The 18,018-nt window shown below is 39.0% G+C and carries 10 protein-coding genes; 8 read left to right on the top strand and 2 right to left on the bottom strand.

Features of this window, described 5'->3' with window-relative positions; genetic code table 11:
- From LQ227_RS18925 to LQ227_RS18895, 7 genes are all read left to right on the top strand, one after another.
- Positions 1-1,704: a RagB/SusD family nutrient uptake outer membrane protein gene (locus tag LQ227_RS18925; protein ID WP_230139937.1), complete on the top strand. Its 1,704-nt coding sequence runs from the start codon at positions 1-3 to the stop codon at positions 1,702-1,704.
- A 34-nt stretch (positions 1,705-1,738) separates the two neighbouring features.
- On the top strand, positions 1,739-4,828 hold the full coding sequence (locus LQ227_RS18920) for a TonB-dependent receptor (protein WP_230150536.1): 3,090 nt from the start codon (positions 1,739-1,741) through the stop codon (positions 4,826-4,828).
- 12 nt (positions 4,829-4,840) lie between these two features.
- Positions 4,841-6,586 carry a RagB/SusD family nutrient uptake outer membrane protein gene (locus LQ227_RS18915; protein ID WP_230139941.1) on the top strand — a complete coding sequence of 582 codons (1,746 nt, stop codon included), beginning with the start codon at positions 4,841-4,843 and terminating at the stop codon, positions 6,584-6,586.
- Between the two features lie 912 nt (positions 6,587-7,498).
- Entirely contained in the window at positions 7,499-10,732 is a 3,234-nt protein-coding gene (locus LQ227_RS18910; RefSeq protein ID WP_230139943.1) for a TonB-dependent receptor, read from the top strand.
- Between the two features lie 23 nt (positions 10,733-10,755).
- Complete coding sequence (locus LQ227_RS18905; protein ID WP_230139945.1) at positions 10,756-12,735, top strand: RagB/SusD family nutrient uptake outer membrane protein; 1,980 nt, start codon at positions 10,756-10,758, stop codon at positions 12,733-12,735.
- A gap of 26 nt (positions 12,736-12,761) precedes the next feature.
- Positions 12,762-13,961, top strand: coding sequence for a DUF5000 domain-containing lipoprotein (locus LQ227_RS18900; RefSeq protein WP_230139947.1), 1,200 nt, complete (start codon positions 12,762-12,764; stop codon positions 13,959-13,961).
- A 27-nt stretch (positions 13,962-13,988) separates the two neighbouring features.
- The gene (locus LQ227_RS18895) at positions 13,989-15,182 is read left to right on the top strand and encodes a DUF4998 domain-containing protein (protein ID WP_230139949.1); all 1,194 of its coding nucleotides are present in this window, start codon (positions 13,989-13,991) and stop codon (positions 15,180-15,182) included.
- Between the two features lie 518 nt (positions 15,183-15,700).
- Here the strand turns inward: LQ227_RS18895 and LQ227_RS18890 are convergent.
- A complete protein-coding gene (locus LQ227_RS18890) occupies positions 15,701-16,231 on the bottom strand; it encodes an OmpA family protein (RefSeq protein ID WP_230150534.1) in 531 nt (176 codons plus the stop codon).
- Between the two features lie 180 nt (positions 16,232-16,411).
- Here LQ227_RS18890 and LQ227_RS18885 point away from each other — a divergent pair, with 180 nt between their 5' ends.
- Positions 16,412-17,182 carry an SDR family NAD(P)-dependent oxidoreductase gene (locus tag LQ227_RS18885; RefSeq protein WP_230150532.1) on the top strand — a complete coding sequence of 257 codons (771 nt, stop codon included), beginning with the start codon at positions 16,412-16,414 and terminating at the stop codon, positions 17,180-17,182.
- 19 nt (positions 17,183-17,201) lie between these two features.
- Here the strand turns inward: LQ227_RS18885 and LQ227_RS18880 are convergent, their stop codons facing one another.
- The gene (locus LQ227_RS18880) at positions 17,202-17,900 is read right to left on the bottom strand and encodes an NUDIX domain-containing protein (protein WP_230139955.1); all 699 of its coding nucleotides are present in this window, start codon (positions 17,898-17,900) and stop codon (positions 17,202-17,204) included.
- Between the last annotated feature and the right edge of the window lie 118 nt (positions 17,901-18,018).

Here is an 18,018-nt window from a genome sequence, read left to right as displayed (position 1 = left end):
ATGAAAAATTTTAAACAATATATCATACTTGCGCTATTTGGTTTTCAGGTGGCTATGGCCATTACTTCATGTAAAAAGGTAGAAACCGAACCTCGCGATTGGATTCAGGCAGATTTAGTTTGGGATGATCAGGATAAAAACGGAACTGTGGCAGGTTTCTTTTTAAACAGTGTATACAACTACATGCCAAGTGGTTTTAACCGGATAGACGGCGATTTTTTAGATGCAGCTTCAGGAGATGCTATTCCGTCAAGAAACAACACTCAGGTAGAATATTTTACAAATGGCAGGATAAGTACGCTAAACAATCCCGATCCTTATTGGGGTAACAGTTACTATGGCATTAGAGCGGCCAATATTTTTCTGGCCAATATCAATGTGGTGCCGGTTGCTGCGCTTACCAAACAATATTGGAGAGCAGAGGCCAGGTACATCAGGGCATTGTTATATTTCGAATTATTAAAAAGATATGGTGGTGTTCCATTAATCGGCAATAAAGTTTTCACGCTTGAAGATAACCTCGAATTGCCAAGAAATAGTTTTGCTGATTGCATAAATTATATCATTAGTGAATGTGATGCAGTTAAAGATAGCTTAAGATTAGAAACAGGTGCAAATTATACCACTTCGGATTGGGGCAGAATTCCTAAAGGAGCAGCAATTGCTTTAAAATGCAGGGCTTATTTATATGCGGCAAGTCCTTTATATAATGGTGGTGGTGTAGAATCAAATGGAACATTAAAAGCCTTAACAGGTTATCCAACAGCCGATGCTACCCGTTGGCAAAAAGTAATTGATGCTGCGGTAGAACTTAATGCTTTAAATTATTACCAACTTCAGCCTGTATTTAACAATGTATTTTTAACCAATAAAAATACTGAAGTTATACTGAGCAAACAGGCTGCAGTAAATACAGGTATAGAAACCACCAATGCACCATCTGGTTATGGAGCACCTGCATTGAGTAATGGTAGAACAAGTCCGACGGCCGATTTGGTGAATGCATTTACCATGCGGAGCGGGTTGCCGATTACCGATGCGGCATCTGGTTACAATCCAGCGGCGCCTTATACCAACAGAGACCTTCGGTTAGATTATACCATTTTTTATAACGGCGTAAACTGGTTAAACCGAGGGGTGCAAACCTTCGAGGGGGGGTTGGATAAACCGGGAGGGACAACGGTGCAAACCCGTACAGGTTACTACCTGCGCAAGTTTATGGGGAATTTTGCTACCAATAGTACTTACACCAACCAATCGCATAATTTTATCATTTTCAGATATGCCGAAATTATTCTCAATTATGCAGAGGCATTAAACGAGGTAGGCAGAACAGAAGATGCCGTTAAGCAGATTATTCTTTTACGTACCAGAGCAGGAATAACAGCAGGCACAAACACGCGTTATGGCATTCCTGTTGGGATCTCTCAGGAGAGTATGAGAACGCTGATTATGAATGAAAGAAGGGTAGAACTTGCTTTTGAAGAACACCGTTTCTGGGATATCCGAAGGTGGAAAATTGCACCGACCGTATTGAGTGGAGCATTGAACGGTACTAAGATTACCAAAAATGCCAACAACACTTTCACATACGAAAATATTCCGGTAGTGACTTCAGTTTTTACCAATAAACTTTACCACATGCCGGTACCTTATGCAGAAACAACCAAAAACAGTCAACTGCTTCAAAACGAGGGTTGGTAAACAATCAGTACAAAATCCAATATAAGATCATAACATGAAACATATATATCAATATTTACTGGTGTTGCTTGTGCTTTTAACCTCCAATTTGGTTATGGCACAAAACCAGGTCGTATCGGGAACTGTTAGCGATGCTACAGGACCTATAGTAGGCGCTTCTGTGAAAGAGAAAGGCTTAGCAACCAATGGGGTAGTTACCGATGGGAAAGGGAATTATACCCTACGTTTAAAGGGAACAAGCGGTACCATAGTGGTTTCATTTGTTGGCTCAACTCCGAAAGAAGTTGTAGTTGGCAACAGAAAAACTGTTAATGTTCAGTTAGAAGACGATGTGCAAGGCTTAGAGCAGGTTGTGGTGATCGGCTACGGTAAACAGAAAAAAATAACCTTAACCGGATCTATGAGTACCATAACCGGGGCTGATATCCGTCAAAATCCGTCTGCCAGTTTACAAAACACCTTGGTTGGCAGGTTGCCTGGTTTCTTTTCTCAACAACGTTCTGGTGCACCAGGGTCAGATGGCGCAACATTTTTTATCAGGGGTATCAGTTCGTACAATGGCGGTTCTACCACACCTTTAATCATTGTAGATGATATTGAATACAGTCCGGAGCAGTTTGCAGCCATCGATGCCAACGAGGTAGAAAACATCAGTATCCTTAAAGACGCTGCAACCACAGCAATTTATGGTATTAAAGGAGCAAACGGGGTGGTGGTTGTTACTACACGCAGAGGTAAACTGGGTACACCACAGATTACCTTTAGAAGTGAATACAGTGTAATGCAGCCTACGGTTATGCCAAAGTTTTTAGATGCTTACGAATCGGCAAAGTTATATAACCAGGCCAGGGCAAATGATGGTTTAACCCCAAGATTTACGGAAACCGATCTGCAGAAATATCAGGATGGTTCTGATCCATACGGACATCCTAACAACGACTGGAAAAAGATTCTGTTCAAAGATTTCAGTAGCCAGGTAAAAGGTAATTTTGATATCTCGGGGGGTACAGAAAAAGTAAAGTATTTTGTTTCAGCAGGTTTCCTATATCAGGATGGTATGTTGCGGAATTACGGCGAAGAGCAAGGTGTAAACTCTAACTTCTACTATAACCGGTACAATTACCGTTCAAATCTGGATATTAAGGCCACCAATACAATGGATATCAGAATCGATTTGTATGGTAATTTAGGCGTAACCAATACCAATAACATCGGTAGTGCTTTTGGTTATAACGATATCTTTTACGATTATGTAAGTTTCGCTTCGCTAGCTCCATTCAATTATCCGGTTTACAATCCCGATGGAAGTTTTGGCTATAGCAAGTGGCAAAGAGACGAGAACCCGAACTACAATCAAAATAATATTGTAGGGAGGATTACGCATTATGGTTATAACCGCAAATACGGTAATAACATGAATTTAGTGGCCAATGTAAACCAGAAATTAGATTTTATTACCAAAGGATTATCGATAAAAGGGGTGCTTTCTTACGCAAGTACCTACGATTATACCAGAAGTATGACGAGAGATCAGTTTCCATCTTTTATCTACAATTCAGATAACAATACTTACGAACCCAGAGATCCGAATATTTATCGTGTAAGAAGATATTTTATCGGCTACGGAGCGGGTAGTACCGTCAGGAATTTAACTACTCAGGCCATATTAAATTACGATAGAAGTTTTAACAGCCACCACGTTTATGGAACAGCATTAACCAATATCAATACGGTAATCAAATACAATGATAATGCGGTTTACAATTTTGTGCCAAACAACTTTAAAGGTTATACCGGCCGTGTAGGTTATGATTATGATGATAAATATTTATTTCAGTTTAATGCGGCTTACAATGGTTCAGATCGTTTTGTGAGCAAGAAAAAGTATGGTTTTTTTCCAGCAGCATCTGCCGGATGGGTGGTATCGAACGAGAAATTCTGGAAGGATAACGTAAAGTTCATCGATTTTTTAAAGTTTAGAGGCTCCTACGGTATTGTAGGTAACGACCGCATCGGCGATGGCTTTAACTACTACTATCAGCAAAATTACAGCAATGGAGGTAATGCATCTTTTGGTTATTCAGACAATACACAAACCGGAATTTCAGAAGGTACATTGGGTAATGATGATGTAACCTGGGAAAAGGAAAAGAAAACAGACGTAGCGATGGAATTTGGTCTCTTCGGAAGCAAGATCACAGGTTCAATCGATTTGTTCCACAATGTAAGAAGCGATATTTTAACTTCAAGAGGTACAGTTTCATCAATTTTTGGTGTGGGCCTGCCGCCTGTAAATTTGGGTAAAGTACAAAACCAGGGTGGTGAAATCGAGATCAGCTATAGAGATAAGATTGGCAATGTAGATTTCTCTGTGAGGGCAAATTACTCACTGGCCAAAAACAAGATTCTTTACCGCGACGAACCTACTCCTGCTTATCCTTATCAGGCATTTACAGGTAACAGTATCGGCCAGATCTTAACCTATCAGTGGATTGGTTTTTATACTTCGGCAGCTGAAATTGCTTCAAGTCCGGTTCCTCAAACCACACCAAGAATTGGCGATTTAAAATATGCCGATTTAAATGGTGATGGTAAAATTGATGGTTATGATATGTCTATAAATGGAGATCCGAATTTACCAAATACAAACTACGGTTTGGAGCTTCGAGCCAACTATAAAAACTTCGGTTTAAGTTTATTGTTTCAGGCCGCAACCAACTTTAATGTTCGTGGGGTGGCAGAAGCCATCCAGGCATTTTCCTCTAATTTAACTTCGATCCACCAAAACTCGTGGACACCAGCACTGGGAGATGCAGCACAATATCCATTACTTTCTTTAAGTCCCGGTTTAAGCAGTCCTTCCGCCTATCCATCAACATTCTGGATGGTTTCGGGAAATTATCTTCGATTAAAGAATGCAGAGTTCAGTTATAACTTTCCTCAAAAACTCACTGAAAGATTAAAAGTACAGAGTATTCGTACCTACATCAATGGATATAACCTCCTCACCTGGTCGAGCTTGGATAAACGTTATCAGTTCGATCCAGAGTCGAATTCAGGGCAGGATAGAATTAAATATCCACCACAAAAAATGATCAATTTAGGTTTAAGTGTTACGTTTTGATAATTGATTGACATGAAAAAAATAGTATTAATGATATGTTTATGTGCTTCAATGGCAGCATGTAAAAAAAATAGCGATTTCTTAGATAGTAAAGCGGATACCGGAGAAACTGAGGCTTCTGTGTTTTCAGATAGTTTAAAATCTATCCGCTTTCTTACCCAGATTTATAGCAGTTCATCTTATAGTTTTGCAAAAGGGCGTTTTAGCAGCCACGGAAATACCGAAATGGCTACCGATGATGCGGAATATGCCTATTCAGGACCAACACAGAATGCGGTGATCATGTACAACGGGACACTTTCGCCAACCAACTTTTGGAGTGGGGGTGGTTTGCCTGATTTTTGGACAACCCCGTATACCAATATCCGTAGGGTAAATCTGATGTTATCTAAATTGCCCGTTATTCCACTTTCAGAAGCGAAGAAGAAACGTATTACCGGCGAATTGAAATTTTTGCGGGCATGGTACTATCACTTGCTGCTGATCAATTTTGGTGGAATTCCGCTTGAAGGTGATAATGTTTACGGCATTACCGATGTGATCGATCTTCCCCGGTCATCATTTGACGAATCCGTTAATTACATTACGGCTGAGCTTGATGCTGCAGCAAATATTTTACCCATTGCCACTGATTATGCAGAACAGGATTATGGAAGGGCAACTAAAGGAGCTTGTTTAGCACTAAAATCGAGGGTTTTATTGTATGCTGCCAGCCCGTTGTTTAATGGTGGCGCCATAACCCAGGCATCGGCAGCTGTAAAGCCAATTGTAAGTTACCCCAGTTATAGTGTGGCACGTTGGCAAAAAGCAGCTGACGCTGCTGAAACGTTAATTAATACAGGCACCTACAGCTTGTTCGAAGATAATGTAACTGCTCCGGGTTATGGTTTTTACAATGTGTTTTTAAAACGGGTTAATTCTGAGTATATTTTCAGCTTTAACCGACCGTCTAACCGCGATTTTGAAGGTTATTATAATCCACCATCAAGGGGAGGCGCAAAAAATTCTACACCAACACAGCAACTGGCAGCAGCTTTCCCAATGAAAAATGGAAAAGCAATTACCGACCCTACTTCTGGCTATGATGCAGCAAACCCGTACACAAACCGCGATCCGAGATTTGGTTATTCCATTATCTACAATCAATCGCTGTATTACAGCACCACAACCAGTACTAAAATTGTGGTAAATACCTATAATGGTGCTGCAACTGATGGGTATACTTCAAACGGGACAGGACCAACAACAACGGGTTATTATGCCCGCAAAATGTGCGACGAAAATATATCGAGCAACAGTTCTTTCAATACAGAAAGGGGCTGGCCGTTAATCCGCTATGCAGAAATTTTGTTGAATTATGCAGAAGCCATTAACGAAACCGGACAAACAGCACTGGCATATCCCAAACTAGTAGCCATTCGTAAAAGAGCAGGTATAACAGCTGGTGCTGATAATTTATATGGTTTAAAGGCCAATATGTCTGTTGATGAAATGAGAGCAGTTATTCAGAACGAACGCCGCATCGAACTGATGAATGAAGATCACCGTTGGAATGATATTAGAAGATGGAAAATTGCTGTTGATGTAAACAATGGTTTTAATAAAGCAATCAATATTACTAAAACAGGTAATGTGTATACGTATCAGGTGGTGAATACCATCCGTCAGCACGTATTTAATCCACAACATTATTTAATGCCAATTCCACAGTCGGAAGTTTCGAAGATGCCTTCAATGCTTCAAAACCCTGGCTATTAACCTATTTGAATTTAATGATTAACTACTCTCCTTATCTTTCTGCAAAGAAAGATAAGGAGAGTTTTTTGTTTTATATACAAATAAGTATACACATCAACCGGAATCCTCCTTACAACAAACAGCCTAAATGGCTATACCGCCACAACCTTCGATATAGAACGTTTATTGCTGCAGCTTAATCAAAATAAGCACTTCAGAAGACAGATCTAAAACAGATCGTACAAGCCAATTTTTACCCCAACAGGGAAAGTGATCTGAATAGGCGTTTTAAATTAAACGTCAATTAAACGTTTAATTTTTATTGAAAGTCTTAAAATCACTGGAAATGGACTAAAAATAACAATTTAACCCCTACTTATTACCGTATTACCCCTCACTACGAGCGCTTTTTTTATAGTTAATTTGTTTCAACCAAGTATAAGAATATTAGATCGATCCAGATTATTCCAGATTAACTACCTAGAATAATTAATGGATGCAGCAAATTTAGAGCGGCTGTATCCTGTTTTTTTAAGAAGCAAAAACCTAAACCTTTAACGGATCATGAAAAGATTAAAACAAACAAACAAATACCCCCATTACGGTCTAACTAATTGCTGATTGAAGGTTTGCTTGAAATCAGTATTACCCTTAACAAATTATTCATCCTTAACCCCAAAATTATGAAGAAAGCTAAATCTACTCAACATTCCGTTTTTTAAAACCGCCGGCAAAATAAAATAACATTAGTGCTTTTTAATAAAAAGCACACTAATCAATACCAATTGCCAGGGATAAGCGCATTGCGCTATTTCCCAAACCATACTGACGAATATTTCGATTGGATGACTGCCTAATGCCTCTACGAGCGCAAGATGATGGTAATCTATCTGGCCGGATATTGATATAGCTAACCATTTTTAAACCATTTTTATGAAGAAAAAACTACCGAAAAAAATCCCGCTACACCAGCAGGGTATTACCCTTAGGTCAATCTTAAAATTTTTGATCTATTTAGTAATTACAATTTCTAGCTTAACAGTATCTGCACAAACAGATGTAACGGTTAGGGGGATAGTAAAAGACACTGTGGGCGGTTTGCCAGGTGTAAACGTAAAAGTTTCGGGCACCAACCGTGGAATATCTACCGACGAGTTTGGCCGGTATACCATCAAATTGCCAAGAACAGGTAAATTGTTGTTCTCACTGGTGGGTTATAAACCCAAAAATGTTGCCATTGCCAATTACGATAAAAATGCCGAAGGCGTTTATGTAATTAATGTAACCCTCTCATCAGATGCCAATTCATTAGAAGAAGTTGCAGTGGTGGGTTTTGGCACACAGAAAAAAACGAGTGTAATCAGTTCCATCACCGCCATTAATCCTAAAGAGCTTAAAGGGCCAACCAGTAACCTAACTACTATGATGGCGGGCAGGGTAGCTGGTATGATTGCTTATCAGAGAAGTGGTGAGCCTGGTGCAGATAATGCCCAGTTTTTTATCCGTGGTTTAGGAACTTTCGGTGCAGGTAAACAAGATCCTTTAATCCTGATCGATGGTATCGAATCAAGCCAGAACGATATGGCACGTTTGCAGCCTGATGATATTTCTTCTTTTAACGTACTTAAAGATGCAACAGCGTCGGCAGTTTATGGTGCCAGGGGTGCAAATGGTGTAGTACTTATTTTAACTAAATCGGGCGTTGCAGGTCAAACAAAATTTGGGTTCAGGGCCGAGTCGTCACTCTCCTCAAATACTAAAAACTTCCAGTTTGCGGATAATGTAACGTATATGAAGCTGGCAAATGAAGCTGCGCTTACCCGTAACAGGTTGGCCATATTACCATATCTCCAAACTAAAATTGATGCAACTGCTGCGGGCGAAAATGAATTGCTTTACCCAAACAACAATTGGATAGAACAATTGATAAAAGATTATACCACGAATCAAAGATATAACATAAATATCTCTGGAGGGGGTACTAAGGCGAGCTACTATATTGCAGGCACTTACAATATTGATAATGGGGTATTAAAAGTTGCCGATCTAAATAACTTTAACAGTAATATCAAGTTAAAAAATTATTCTGTCCGTTCTAATGTAAATATTAACCTAACCAACACCACCGAAGCAATTATCCGTGTTTATGGGCAGTTTGACGATTATACCGGTCCGGTAGGGGGCGGTGGAGCTACATTTAACAGGGCAATTTGGTCTAACCCGGTAATGTTTCCAGCGGTTTATCCGGCAAGTTTATCGCCTTTTAGCAACCACCCTTTATTTGGTAATGCGATTTCACCGAGAGGTGGTTTATATATGAATCCTTTTGCCGAAATGGTAAAAGGTTATCAGGATAAAAATGCTTCTACACTACAAACGCAGATAGAAATTAAGCAGGATTTAAAATTTATTACACCAGGCTTAACCGCCAGGATGATGAGTTATGCCCGTAGATATTCTTATTTTGATATTTCTCGCGCTTACAGCCCTTTTTATTATTCATCTACTGAGCAGCCAGATAAATCAATCGGACTTACCTTAATTAATGGTGGCGGTGCATTATCAATTGGTCAGGTAGGTACCGAATATCTAGGTTACTCGGAAGGTAAAAAGGATTTAAATTCAACTTTTTATGCCGAGTTTTCTGCAAACTACAACCGTACTTTTAAAGAGAAACATGCAGTAGGCGTGATGTTGATTACAACCATGAGAAATTATCTGGCTGCAAATCCGGGTAGTCTTCAGCTATCTTTACCATCGCGTAATCAGGGAGTATCAGGAAGAGCTACTTATGGATACGATAACCGTTATTTAGCCGAGTTCAACTTTGGGTATAATGGTTCTGAACGTTTTGCAGAAAATACCCGTTTTGGTTTCTTTCCTTCATTCGGTTTAGGATACATTATTTCTAATGAAAACTATTTTAAGCCACTTACAAGCGTAATCAATAGTTTAAAGTTAAGGGCAACCTTTGGTTTGGTGGGTAACGATCAGATCGGAAATGATTCCGATCGTTTCTTCTACCTTTCTGAAGTAAACATGAACAACGGAACATTTGGTTCGAGCTTTGGCGAAGATGGTTTATACTATAGAGATGGTATTTCGATTTCGCGTTATTCTAATCCATTCATTACCTGGGAAAAATCTAAACAAACCAACATTGGTTTAGATATGACCTTGTTTAACAGCTTGAATTTAACATTCGATATTTATAAAAACGAGCGTTCGAACATTTTAACCGACAGAACGTTTATTCCAAGTTCAATGGGCTTACAGGCATCTGTACGGGCAAATACCAATAAAGCCGAAAGTAAAGGTGTCGATTTCTCTGCCAGCTATAACAAATCATTTCACAACGGCATGTTCCTACAAATGAGGGGAAACTTTACTTATGCCACCAATAAGATATTAATTTATGATGAACCTTCATTTAGTACCAAAGAGGCTTATCGCTACCATATTGGTTTACCCACTACCCAATCATTCGGTTACATTGCCGAACGTTTATTTATTGATGATGCAGAAGCTAAAAACTCACCTGTGCAATTTGCAGGCGTACCGGGCTTAGACTATGGTGGTGGCGATATTAAGTATAGAGATGTAAATGGCGATGGTATTATCAGTGATGTAGACCAGGTGCCTATTGGTTTACCTACCAGTCCTGAAATCGTTTATGGTTTTGGAGGTACGTTTGGTTTTAAAGGCTTCGATATCTCTGCATTTTTACAAGGTTCGGCCAGGTCTTCATTTTTCATTAATCCAGGTAATATTTCCCCTTTCGTACTCAATAACGAAACTGGCAATCCTAACGTTACACAAAATGGATTATTAGAGGTAATAGCCAACAGCCACTGGTCTGAGCAAAATAGAGACAGCTATGCCTTCTGGCCGCGTTTAAGTCCGAATTTTGTAAATAACAATACGCGTACCTCAACCTGGTGGATGCGTAACGGGTCTTTCTTAAGATTAAAGAGCGTAGAACTTGGTTATAATCTGCAAACCAAACTGCAAAAAAGACTTGGTCTTAATAGTGCCAGGGTTTATGTAAATGCGACCAACCTATCCAGTTTTAGCAATTTTAAACTTTGGGATCCCGAAATGGGCGGAAATGGCTTAGGCTATCCTGTACAAACAGTATATAATTTAGGTTTAAATGTTTCATTCTAACGATTGAGCTTAAAAAGATAAATATGAAAATCAACAATATTTTATTTCGAAAAGATACGGCAAAGCCAGGTTTAGCTAAACTTATGCTGGCCATACTCGCTATCGTGATATCCATTAGTTCTTGTAAAAAATACCTGGATATTGTGCCTGACAACGTAGCTACAATAGATAATGCCTTTACACTAAGAAATGAGGCCGAAAAATACCTGTTTACCTGTTACTCCTTTCTTCCAAAAGATGGAGATCCATTACTGAATGCCGGTTTCATGGCTAGTGATGAAATATGGACCTCGTTAGATGAAAGAGAGTTTATTTCTTATGGCTGGCGGATGGCCAGAGGTAGCCAGGGCGCCGAAAACCCATATTTAGATGCCTGGAATGGGCGCTATCAGGGTGGTGGCAATGGTGATAACTTTGGGATGTTCAAAGCCATTAGAAACTGTAATATTTTTCTGGAAAATGTACAGGATGTAAGCAAAATACCAGATTTAAGCTTAGATGAAAGACAAAGATGGATTGCGGAGGTTAAGTTTTTAAAAGCTTATTATAATTTTTATCTCTTAAGGATGTACGGTCCTATTCCAATTATTGATGTCAATTTAGGAATTAGTGCTACTGAAGAAGATGTGAGGGTTAAAAGAATGCCTTTTGATGAATGTGTAAACTATGTAGTTGGATTATTGGATCAGGCTATTCCTAACCTACCTCAAATTATTACGGATAAAAGCACTGAACTTGGACGTATTACAAAGCCCATAGCACTTGCTATAAAAGCAAAACTGCTGTTAACTGCTGCAAGCCCGCTGTTTAATGGCAATACCGACTATAGTAATTTTAGAGATAAGGATGGGGTAGTGTTGTTTAATACCACTTACGATGCCAATAAATGGAAAAGAGCTTCCGATGCTGCCAAAGCAGCAATTGAAGGTGCAGAAGCAGCAGGATTTAAGTTATATCAGTTTCCGGGTACCACCTTTAAACTATCAGATACTACCTTGAGGCAATTAACCATTAAGGGTGCAGTAACTGAGCGTTTCAATGTAAACCTGGAGCATGTTTGGGCAAATCCGAACAGCAGAACCTTTAACATGCAAAGAGCTGCTATGCCGCGTTTAGCTGCAACTGTGGTGGTTGGTAGTGCCAGGCAGCAATTGGCGCCACCATTAAAAATCGCCGAAATGTTTTACAGCAGAAATGGCGTGCCGATCAATGAAGATAAAACCCTCGATTTTACCAATAAATATACCCTGAGAACAGCCGTTAAAAGTGAGCGGTTTTATGTTAAAGAAGGTTACACCACGGCGAGGATCAATTTTGATAGAGAGCCAAGGTTTTATGCCGATTTAGGCTTTGATGGTGGTGTTTGGTACAAATATGATAGTCCAACCAATTCTGACGAGGGAACATTTGTTTTAGAAGGAAAATCTAATCAGGTTGCCGGTGCAAACAACTTTGGATGGTACAACGAAACCGGCTATTTTATCAAGAAACTGGTAGATTGGAACATGATTAATGGTACCAACGGTGCCAGTTACCGCGATTATCCATGGCCGCAGGTAAGAATGGCAGATCTTTATTTAATGTATGCCGAAGCTTTAAACGAAACACTGGCCAGCCCTTCTGCTGATGTTTACGATTACATTAACAAGATTAGAACAAGGGCTGGGTTACAAACGGTGCAAACCTCATGGACTACTTATTCCAACAATCCGGGCAAGTACACTTCAAAAGACGGGATGCGCGAAATTATCCAGCAAGAAAGACTGATTGAGATGGCATTTGAAGGTAGCCGCTACTGGGATATTAAGCGTTGGAAACGAGCTGCAGAAATGTTTAACCAATCCATTACCGGATGGAGCGTTTATCAGCCAACGGCTTCAGAGTATTACCGTGTTAGAACCATATTTAACCAGAATTTTGTAGCACCACGTGATTATTTGTGGCCGCTAAGAACTTATGATTTAACAGTTAACCCTAAACTGGTTCAAAACCCAGGTTGGTAGTATTAATTTTTGTAAAAATATTCAATATGAAAAGAATGAATAGAAATCTGCTTGTGTTGCTGTTTGGTTTAGCAGTAGCCTTTTCGAGTTGCAAGGAAGAAGAGATTGTTCCGCTGGAAAAAAATACCAATCCTCCCGGAAAAGTGTCCAATGTTACCGTTACCAATGGTGCAGGCAATGCAACCATTACCTTCAGCTTACCTAGCGATAAAGATTTATTGTATATAAAAGCTGTATACAATTTAGCCAACGGCCAACAAATGGAAGTGAAAACTTCTTATTATGGCAATAGTTTATTGGTAGAAGGATTTGGAGATACCAATGAGCATGAGGTAAAAGTATATAGTGTAAACAGAAGTGAAACCGCTTCAGAACCTGTTATTGTTAAGGTTAAACCACTGGAAAACCCAATTTGGGGTGTTTACAGAAGTTTAAAAGCTGTTGCTGATTTTGGCGGATTAAACTTTAAAGGCACTAACCCATCAAAAGCCGATCTGGCCATAGAGGTTTTGGTTTTATCGAAAGGTAAATATATACCAACAGCAAAAAATATTTATACCGCCGCTATAGATATCGATCAATCCGTTAGGGGCTTAGATACTTTAAGCCAAAAATTTGCCATAACCATTAGAGATCGGTGGTTAAACTATAGCGATACGCTTTTTACCACATTAAAGCCACTTTACGAAACGGTTTTATCTAAATCGACCTATAAAGAAGTGATTTTACCAACAGATACTCCACAAGAATATTCAAACACGGGGGTAGCTAAAATGTGGGACGGAAACATTATCGATTGGCCTAGTGTATGCTTAACCAAAACCACAGTATTAACGCCGCAATGGGTAACTTTTGATCTGGGTAAAATTGCCACACTTAGCCGTATTGTGGTTTGGAATTATCCTGAATACCTTAACGCTGGCCGTACCTATTATTATGGTGGCAATTTAAAAGATTTTGAAATCTGGGGTACCGATAACCCACCTGCTGACGGAAGTTTTAATAACTGGGTAATGTTGGGTAAATACAGCTCTCAAAAACCTTCAAAAAGTGCTTATGGTGTACAAACAAGTGAAGATTATGCTTTTGCAAATGCTGGCATAAGCTACAATTTTGCCGTAGGCCTTAAAAAAGTAAGGTATATCCGCATAAAATCTATTAATAATTGGCAGGGTAACTCATTTATGAGTGTATCAGAAGTTCAACTTTATGGAGACCCAAGATAGAGGCAATAACTTAACAGAATTTTAGAGATGAATAATCAAAAAATAAATATAAGAACCATAAAACTAGCTTTTATGATCCTGTTGGCTGGCGCTTACCTCGCCTGTACAAAAGCCGACGACTATAAAAAATTTACCGAAACGGGAGAGATTTCTTACACTGGGAAATTGGATTCAGTAAAAGTAATGTCTGGAAATAATAGGGTGTATATCCGTGGATTGTTTCTCGCCGATCCAAAAGTGACGCAGTGTAAAATCTTTTGGAATAATAAAGCCGATTCTGTCGTTATTCCCGTAAAGAAAAAATATCCCATCGATACGTTGAAATACTTTGTAGAAAATGTAAAAGAGGGTGTACAGAATTTCGAAATCTATACCTATGATGGTGTTGGGAATAAATCAATTCCGGTATACAAAACGGGGAGGTCTTATGGCCAGAGGTATCAATCATCCTTGTTTAACCGGCCAATAGAATCTGCTTTTACTGATGCAAGTGGGCTAACTAAAATTACCTGGCAGGGAATGGACCGTTTAACAGGTGTGTTTGCTACTGAAGTAGAATACACGAACCTGAGTAATGTAATTAAAAAGATCAGGGCTAAAATTGATGAGACAACAACTTCTATCTCAGATATTAAGCCAGGTACCACACTTAGGTACCGTACGTTGTTTTTACCTGATACCGTTTCAATCGATACATTTTCAACTGCTTTTCAAACACAGCGGGTAGGAGCCGATATCACCTCAACCTATTTTAAAAATAAAGGTAATCCATTCTTAGCTGCTGCAAGTGGTGGCAGATGGCGTAATATTGCCGATTGGACCGTTACTGCAAATATTAAAAATCATGGTGGCTTAGGTGGCTGGTGCTCGGATCAAGGTGGCTGTTTGGCAATGGAAATGGGCTGGGATGGCACTGCACAAATTACCAATGGTAAAATATACCAAACTTTTACGCTTCCGGCAGGCAGCTATAGTTTCGAAATTACCATGGCTAAAAATGAAGCAAAGGATCCGGTTTACATTGTAGCAGCAGCTGGTAATACCCTGCCAGATGTAGCCGATGTATCAACTTCATTGGGTTATACCAATTTTGCAAATAATAAGTTCCAGTTTACATTAACACAATCAACAACAGTTTCAATAGGCTTTCTTGCCACGATGCTGTCGGCATCAGGAAACCAATTCTGGATTGTAAAAGAAGTAATGCTTAAATCACTTTAACAGTATTTAAGGTTAATTGCATATTCTCTGGGGCTTTCTGAAAAGAGACCCCAGAGATCGATTACGTTAAGGTGTATCAGAAATAGATGCCTTTGAAATTGTCACCCTGAGGGATAATTTATTGTATAAAAATCAATATGAATGACGCATATCTTTTTTTTGCCCAGAGGCTCATCCTTGCCTCGGCTCGCCGCCGCCGATGGGGCTCTTCTTTTTGCTGTCAAAAAGAAACAAAAAACACCGGCTGAAAATTTTTCTTTCAAAGCTAGTGGGTAGGCTGGGTCGGTGGAGCCCGAAAAATTTGTTAGGCCGGATTTAAGTAGAACGGGGATACCGTGCTATGGCCTAGCTGGATGGAAATTCGACGGCGGCTAAAATATTGATTAATAGTTGTTTATAGAATAACGTCAATGGTAGCGTAGTCAAAGGGCTGAAACAAGTTCAGGATGATGACTGCGCTCTAAATAAAAAGCGCCATGGAAATTAAACCATGGCGCTTTCTATTATATTTTTAAGGGTTAATGCTGAACTTTTATTTCAGTTCTTCTATTCACCATTCTACCTTCTTCACTATCGTTCGAGCTGATCGGTTCTTTTTCGCCATGACCAACAACAGTAAAATTACTGCCGTTTAAACCTGCGTTTATAAAGTACGATTTTACGGCATTTGCACGGTCGATAGAGAGTTGCATATTGTGATCGGGTGTACCCTCAGCAGATGAATGTCCGTTAAGTACAAATTTGGTGGTAGGCGATTTTTTCATTTCCGCTACTGCTTTATCCAGGATAGCGAATGATGATGTTTTAAGTACAAACGAATTAAATTCAAACTGGATATTGTCTAAATTAAAGTTAGGTTTTTCAACTGGAGCCGGAGCTTCTTCTTTCTCAGGGGCAGGCGCTGGTTTTTTCTCTTCTACTGGTGGTGCTGGCTTTTCAACAGGTGCTGGAGCTGGTTTTGCTACCAGTTTTTTTGTTTTACAAGAGTACATTGTAAGGGTAAACAAAGCGAGGAGCGTAGTGAATAAAAGGTTTTTGGTAATGTTCATGTTTTAAGATTAATTTAAGTTTACTGTGTGTTTGTTGCCCAAACATACTAATAAATGATTACAGCTATAACGGTGTTTTTTTGAAGAAGTTATATTTAATGTGTTAATCCGTCTAATTTAACTTCAGTTTTACTCAAACATATTCACATCAATTTCCTTTATGTATTATAATATTTTACTATGGACCGTTTTGAAAACAAAATCGCTTTAATTACCGGAAGCAGTCAGGGAATTGGCGCGGCATGTGCCTTAAGGTTGGCAAAAGATGGCTGTGATATCATCTTAAATGGCCATAAATTTGATGAAAGGGGCGAAAAACTTATCACAGAAATACAAGACATGGGTAGAAAAGCAACTTTTTTGGAGGCAGATTTAAGTAAAGCCAAAGAAGCCGCTAAATTGATAACCAATGCCGTAGCAGCATTTGGCCATTTAGATATTTTGGTAAATAATGCGGGCGTAGAAAAAAAAGCCAGCTTTTGGGATGTTACTGAAGAAGATTACGACCTGGTCATGAATACAAATTTAAAAGGTGTTTTTTTTAGCACCCAATCGTTTGTAAATTACTGTAGAAAAAGTAAGGTAGCCGGAACTGTAATCAATATGAGTTCTGTACACGAAGAAATCGCATTTCCACATTTTGCTGCGTACTGTGCGAGTAAAGGAGGCTTAAAGATGTTAACCAGAAATCTCGCTTCAGAATTAGCTCAATTTAATATCAGGATTAACAACGTAGCGCCCGGAGCTGTTTCAACACCGATTAATCAAGATTTATTGAACAATAAAGAACAGCTGGAAAAAGTACTTCAAAACATTCCCTTTAAACGAATGGGTAAGGTAGAAGACGTGGCAGCAATAGTGGCTTTCCTCGCTTCTGATGATGCTGCTTATGTAACCGGATCAACTTATTTTGTAGATGGAGGATTAACCTATCATTATGAAGAGCAATAGGCTAATCGAAGAATTTAATTTAAACCTTTAAATTTGGCATTAAGTTTAAGAACGCCTGCGAATTAGCATGGTATTTCTTTTTATCTAATTTAAAATAAAATGCCCCTTTTTTAGAACCTGTCCTGTCTTTTTCAGCTAGCTTAATCAATAGTCCGGTTGAAGTAATTTTACGGCTGAAATTCCTAGTATCGATTTTAGTATCGTTTACTTCCTCAAAAAGTATATGTAATTGTGGAATGGTGAATTTTTTAGGCAGCATCTCGAACAAAATAGGGTGAAGGGCAGCCTTATATCTCAGTTTTTTTCGGGCATCAGCAACCATTTGGTTGTGATCGAAAATAAGTTTGGGTCTATCATTGATCAAAAACCACTCTGCTTCGTAATCATCATTTAACTGTGCTTCATATTTATGGATATCTATAAGGGCAAAATATCCAACAGAAAGTGTTCTTTCAATTGGGTCACGGTCAGGTTCTCCATAAATCTGCATCTGCTCCAGGTAAACACCTTCCAAACCCGTCATTTTTTTGAGTACCCTGTTCGCTGCATCATCCGGACTTTCATTTGCACCCACAAAACCACCCATTAAACTCCATTTGTTTATCTCGGGTTCTAAACCCCGCTTAACCAACAGAATTTTAAGGTGTTCACCGTCAAACCCAAACACGATGCAATCAACAGCAACCAGATAATGTGGCTGCCCAGAATATTCAATCATTTTTTATCCGAGATTTTAAAGGGCTTAATATGTTCAAATTTTCACGAAAATAAAAATTATTATTAATTGTCGTTTTGACAATTAATAATAATTTTATAATTTGGCGGCTTAGATAGAT

This window comes from Pedobacter sp. Bi27, assembly GCF_918698255.1.
Lineage (GTDB): Bacteria > Bacteroidota > Bacteroidia > Sphingobacteriales > Sphingobacteriaceae > Pedobacter.
This window is presented reverse-complemented; position numbering and strand designations above follow the sequence as displayed.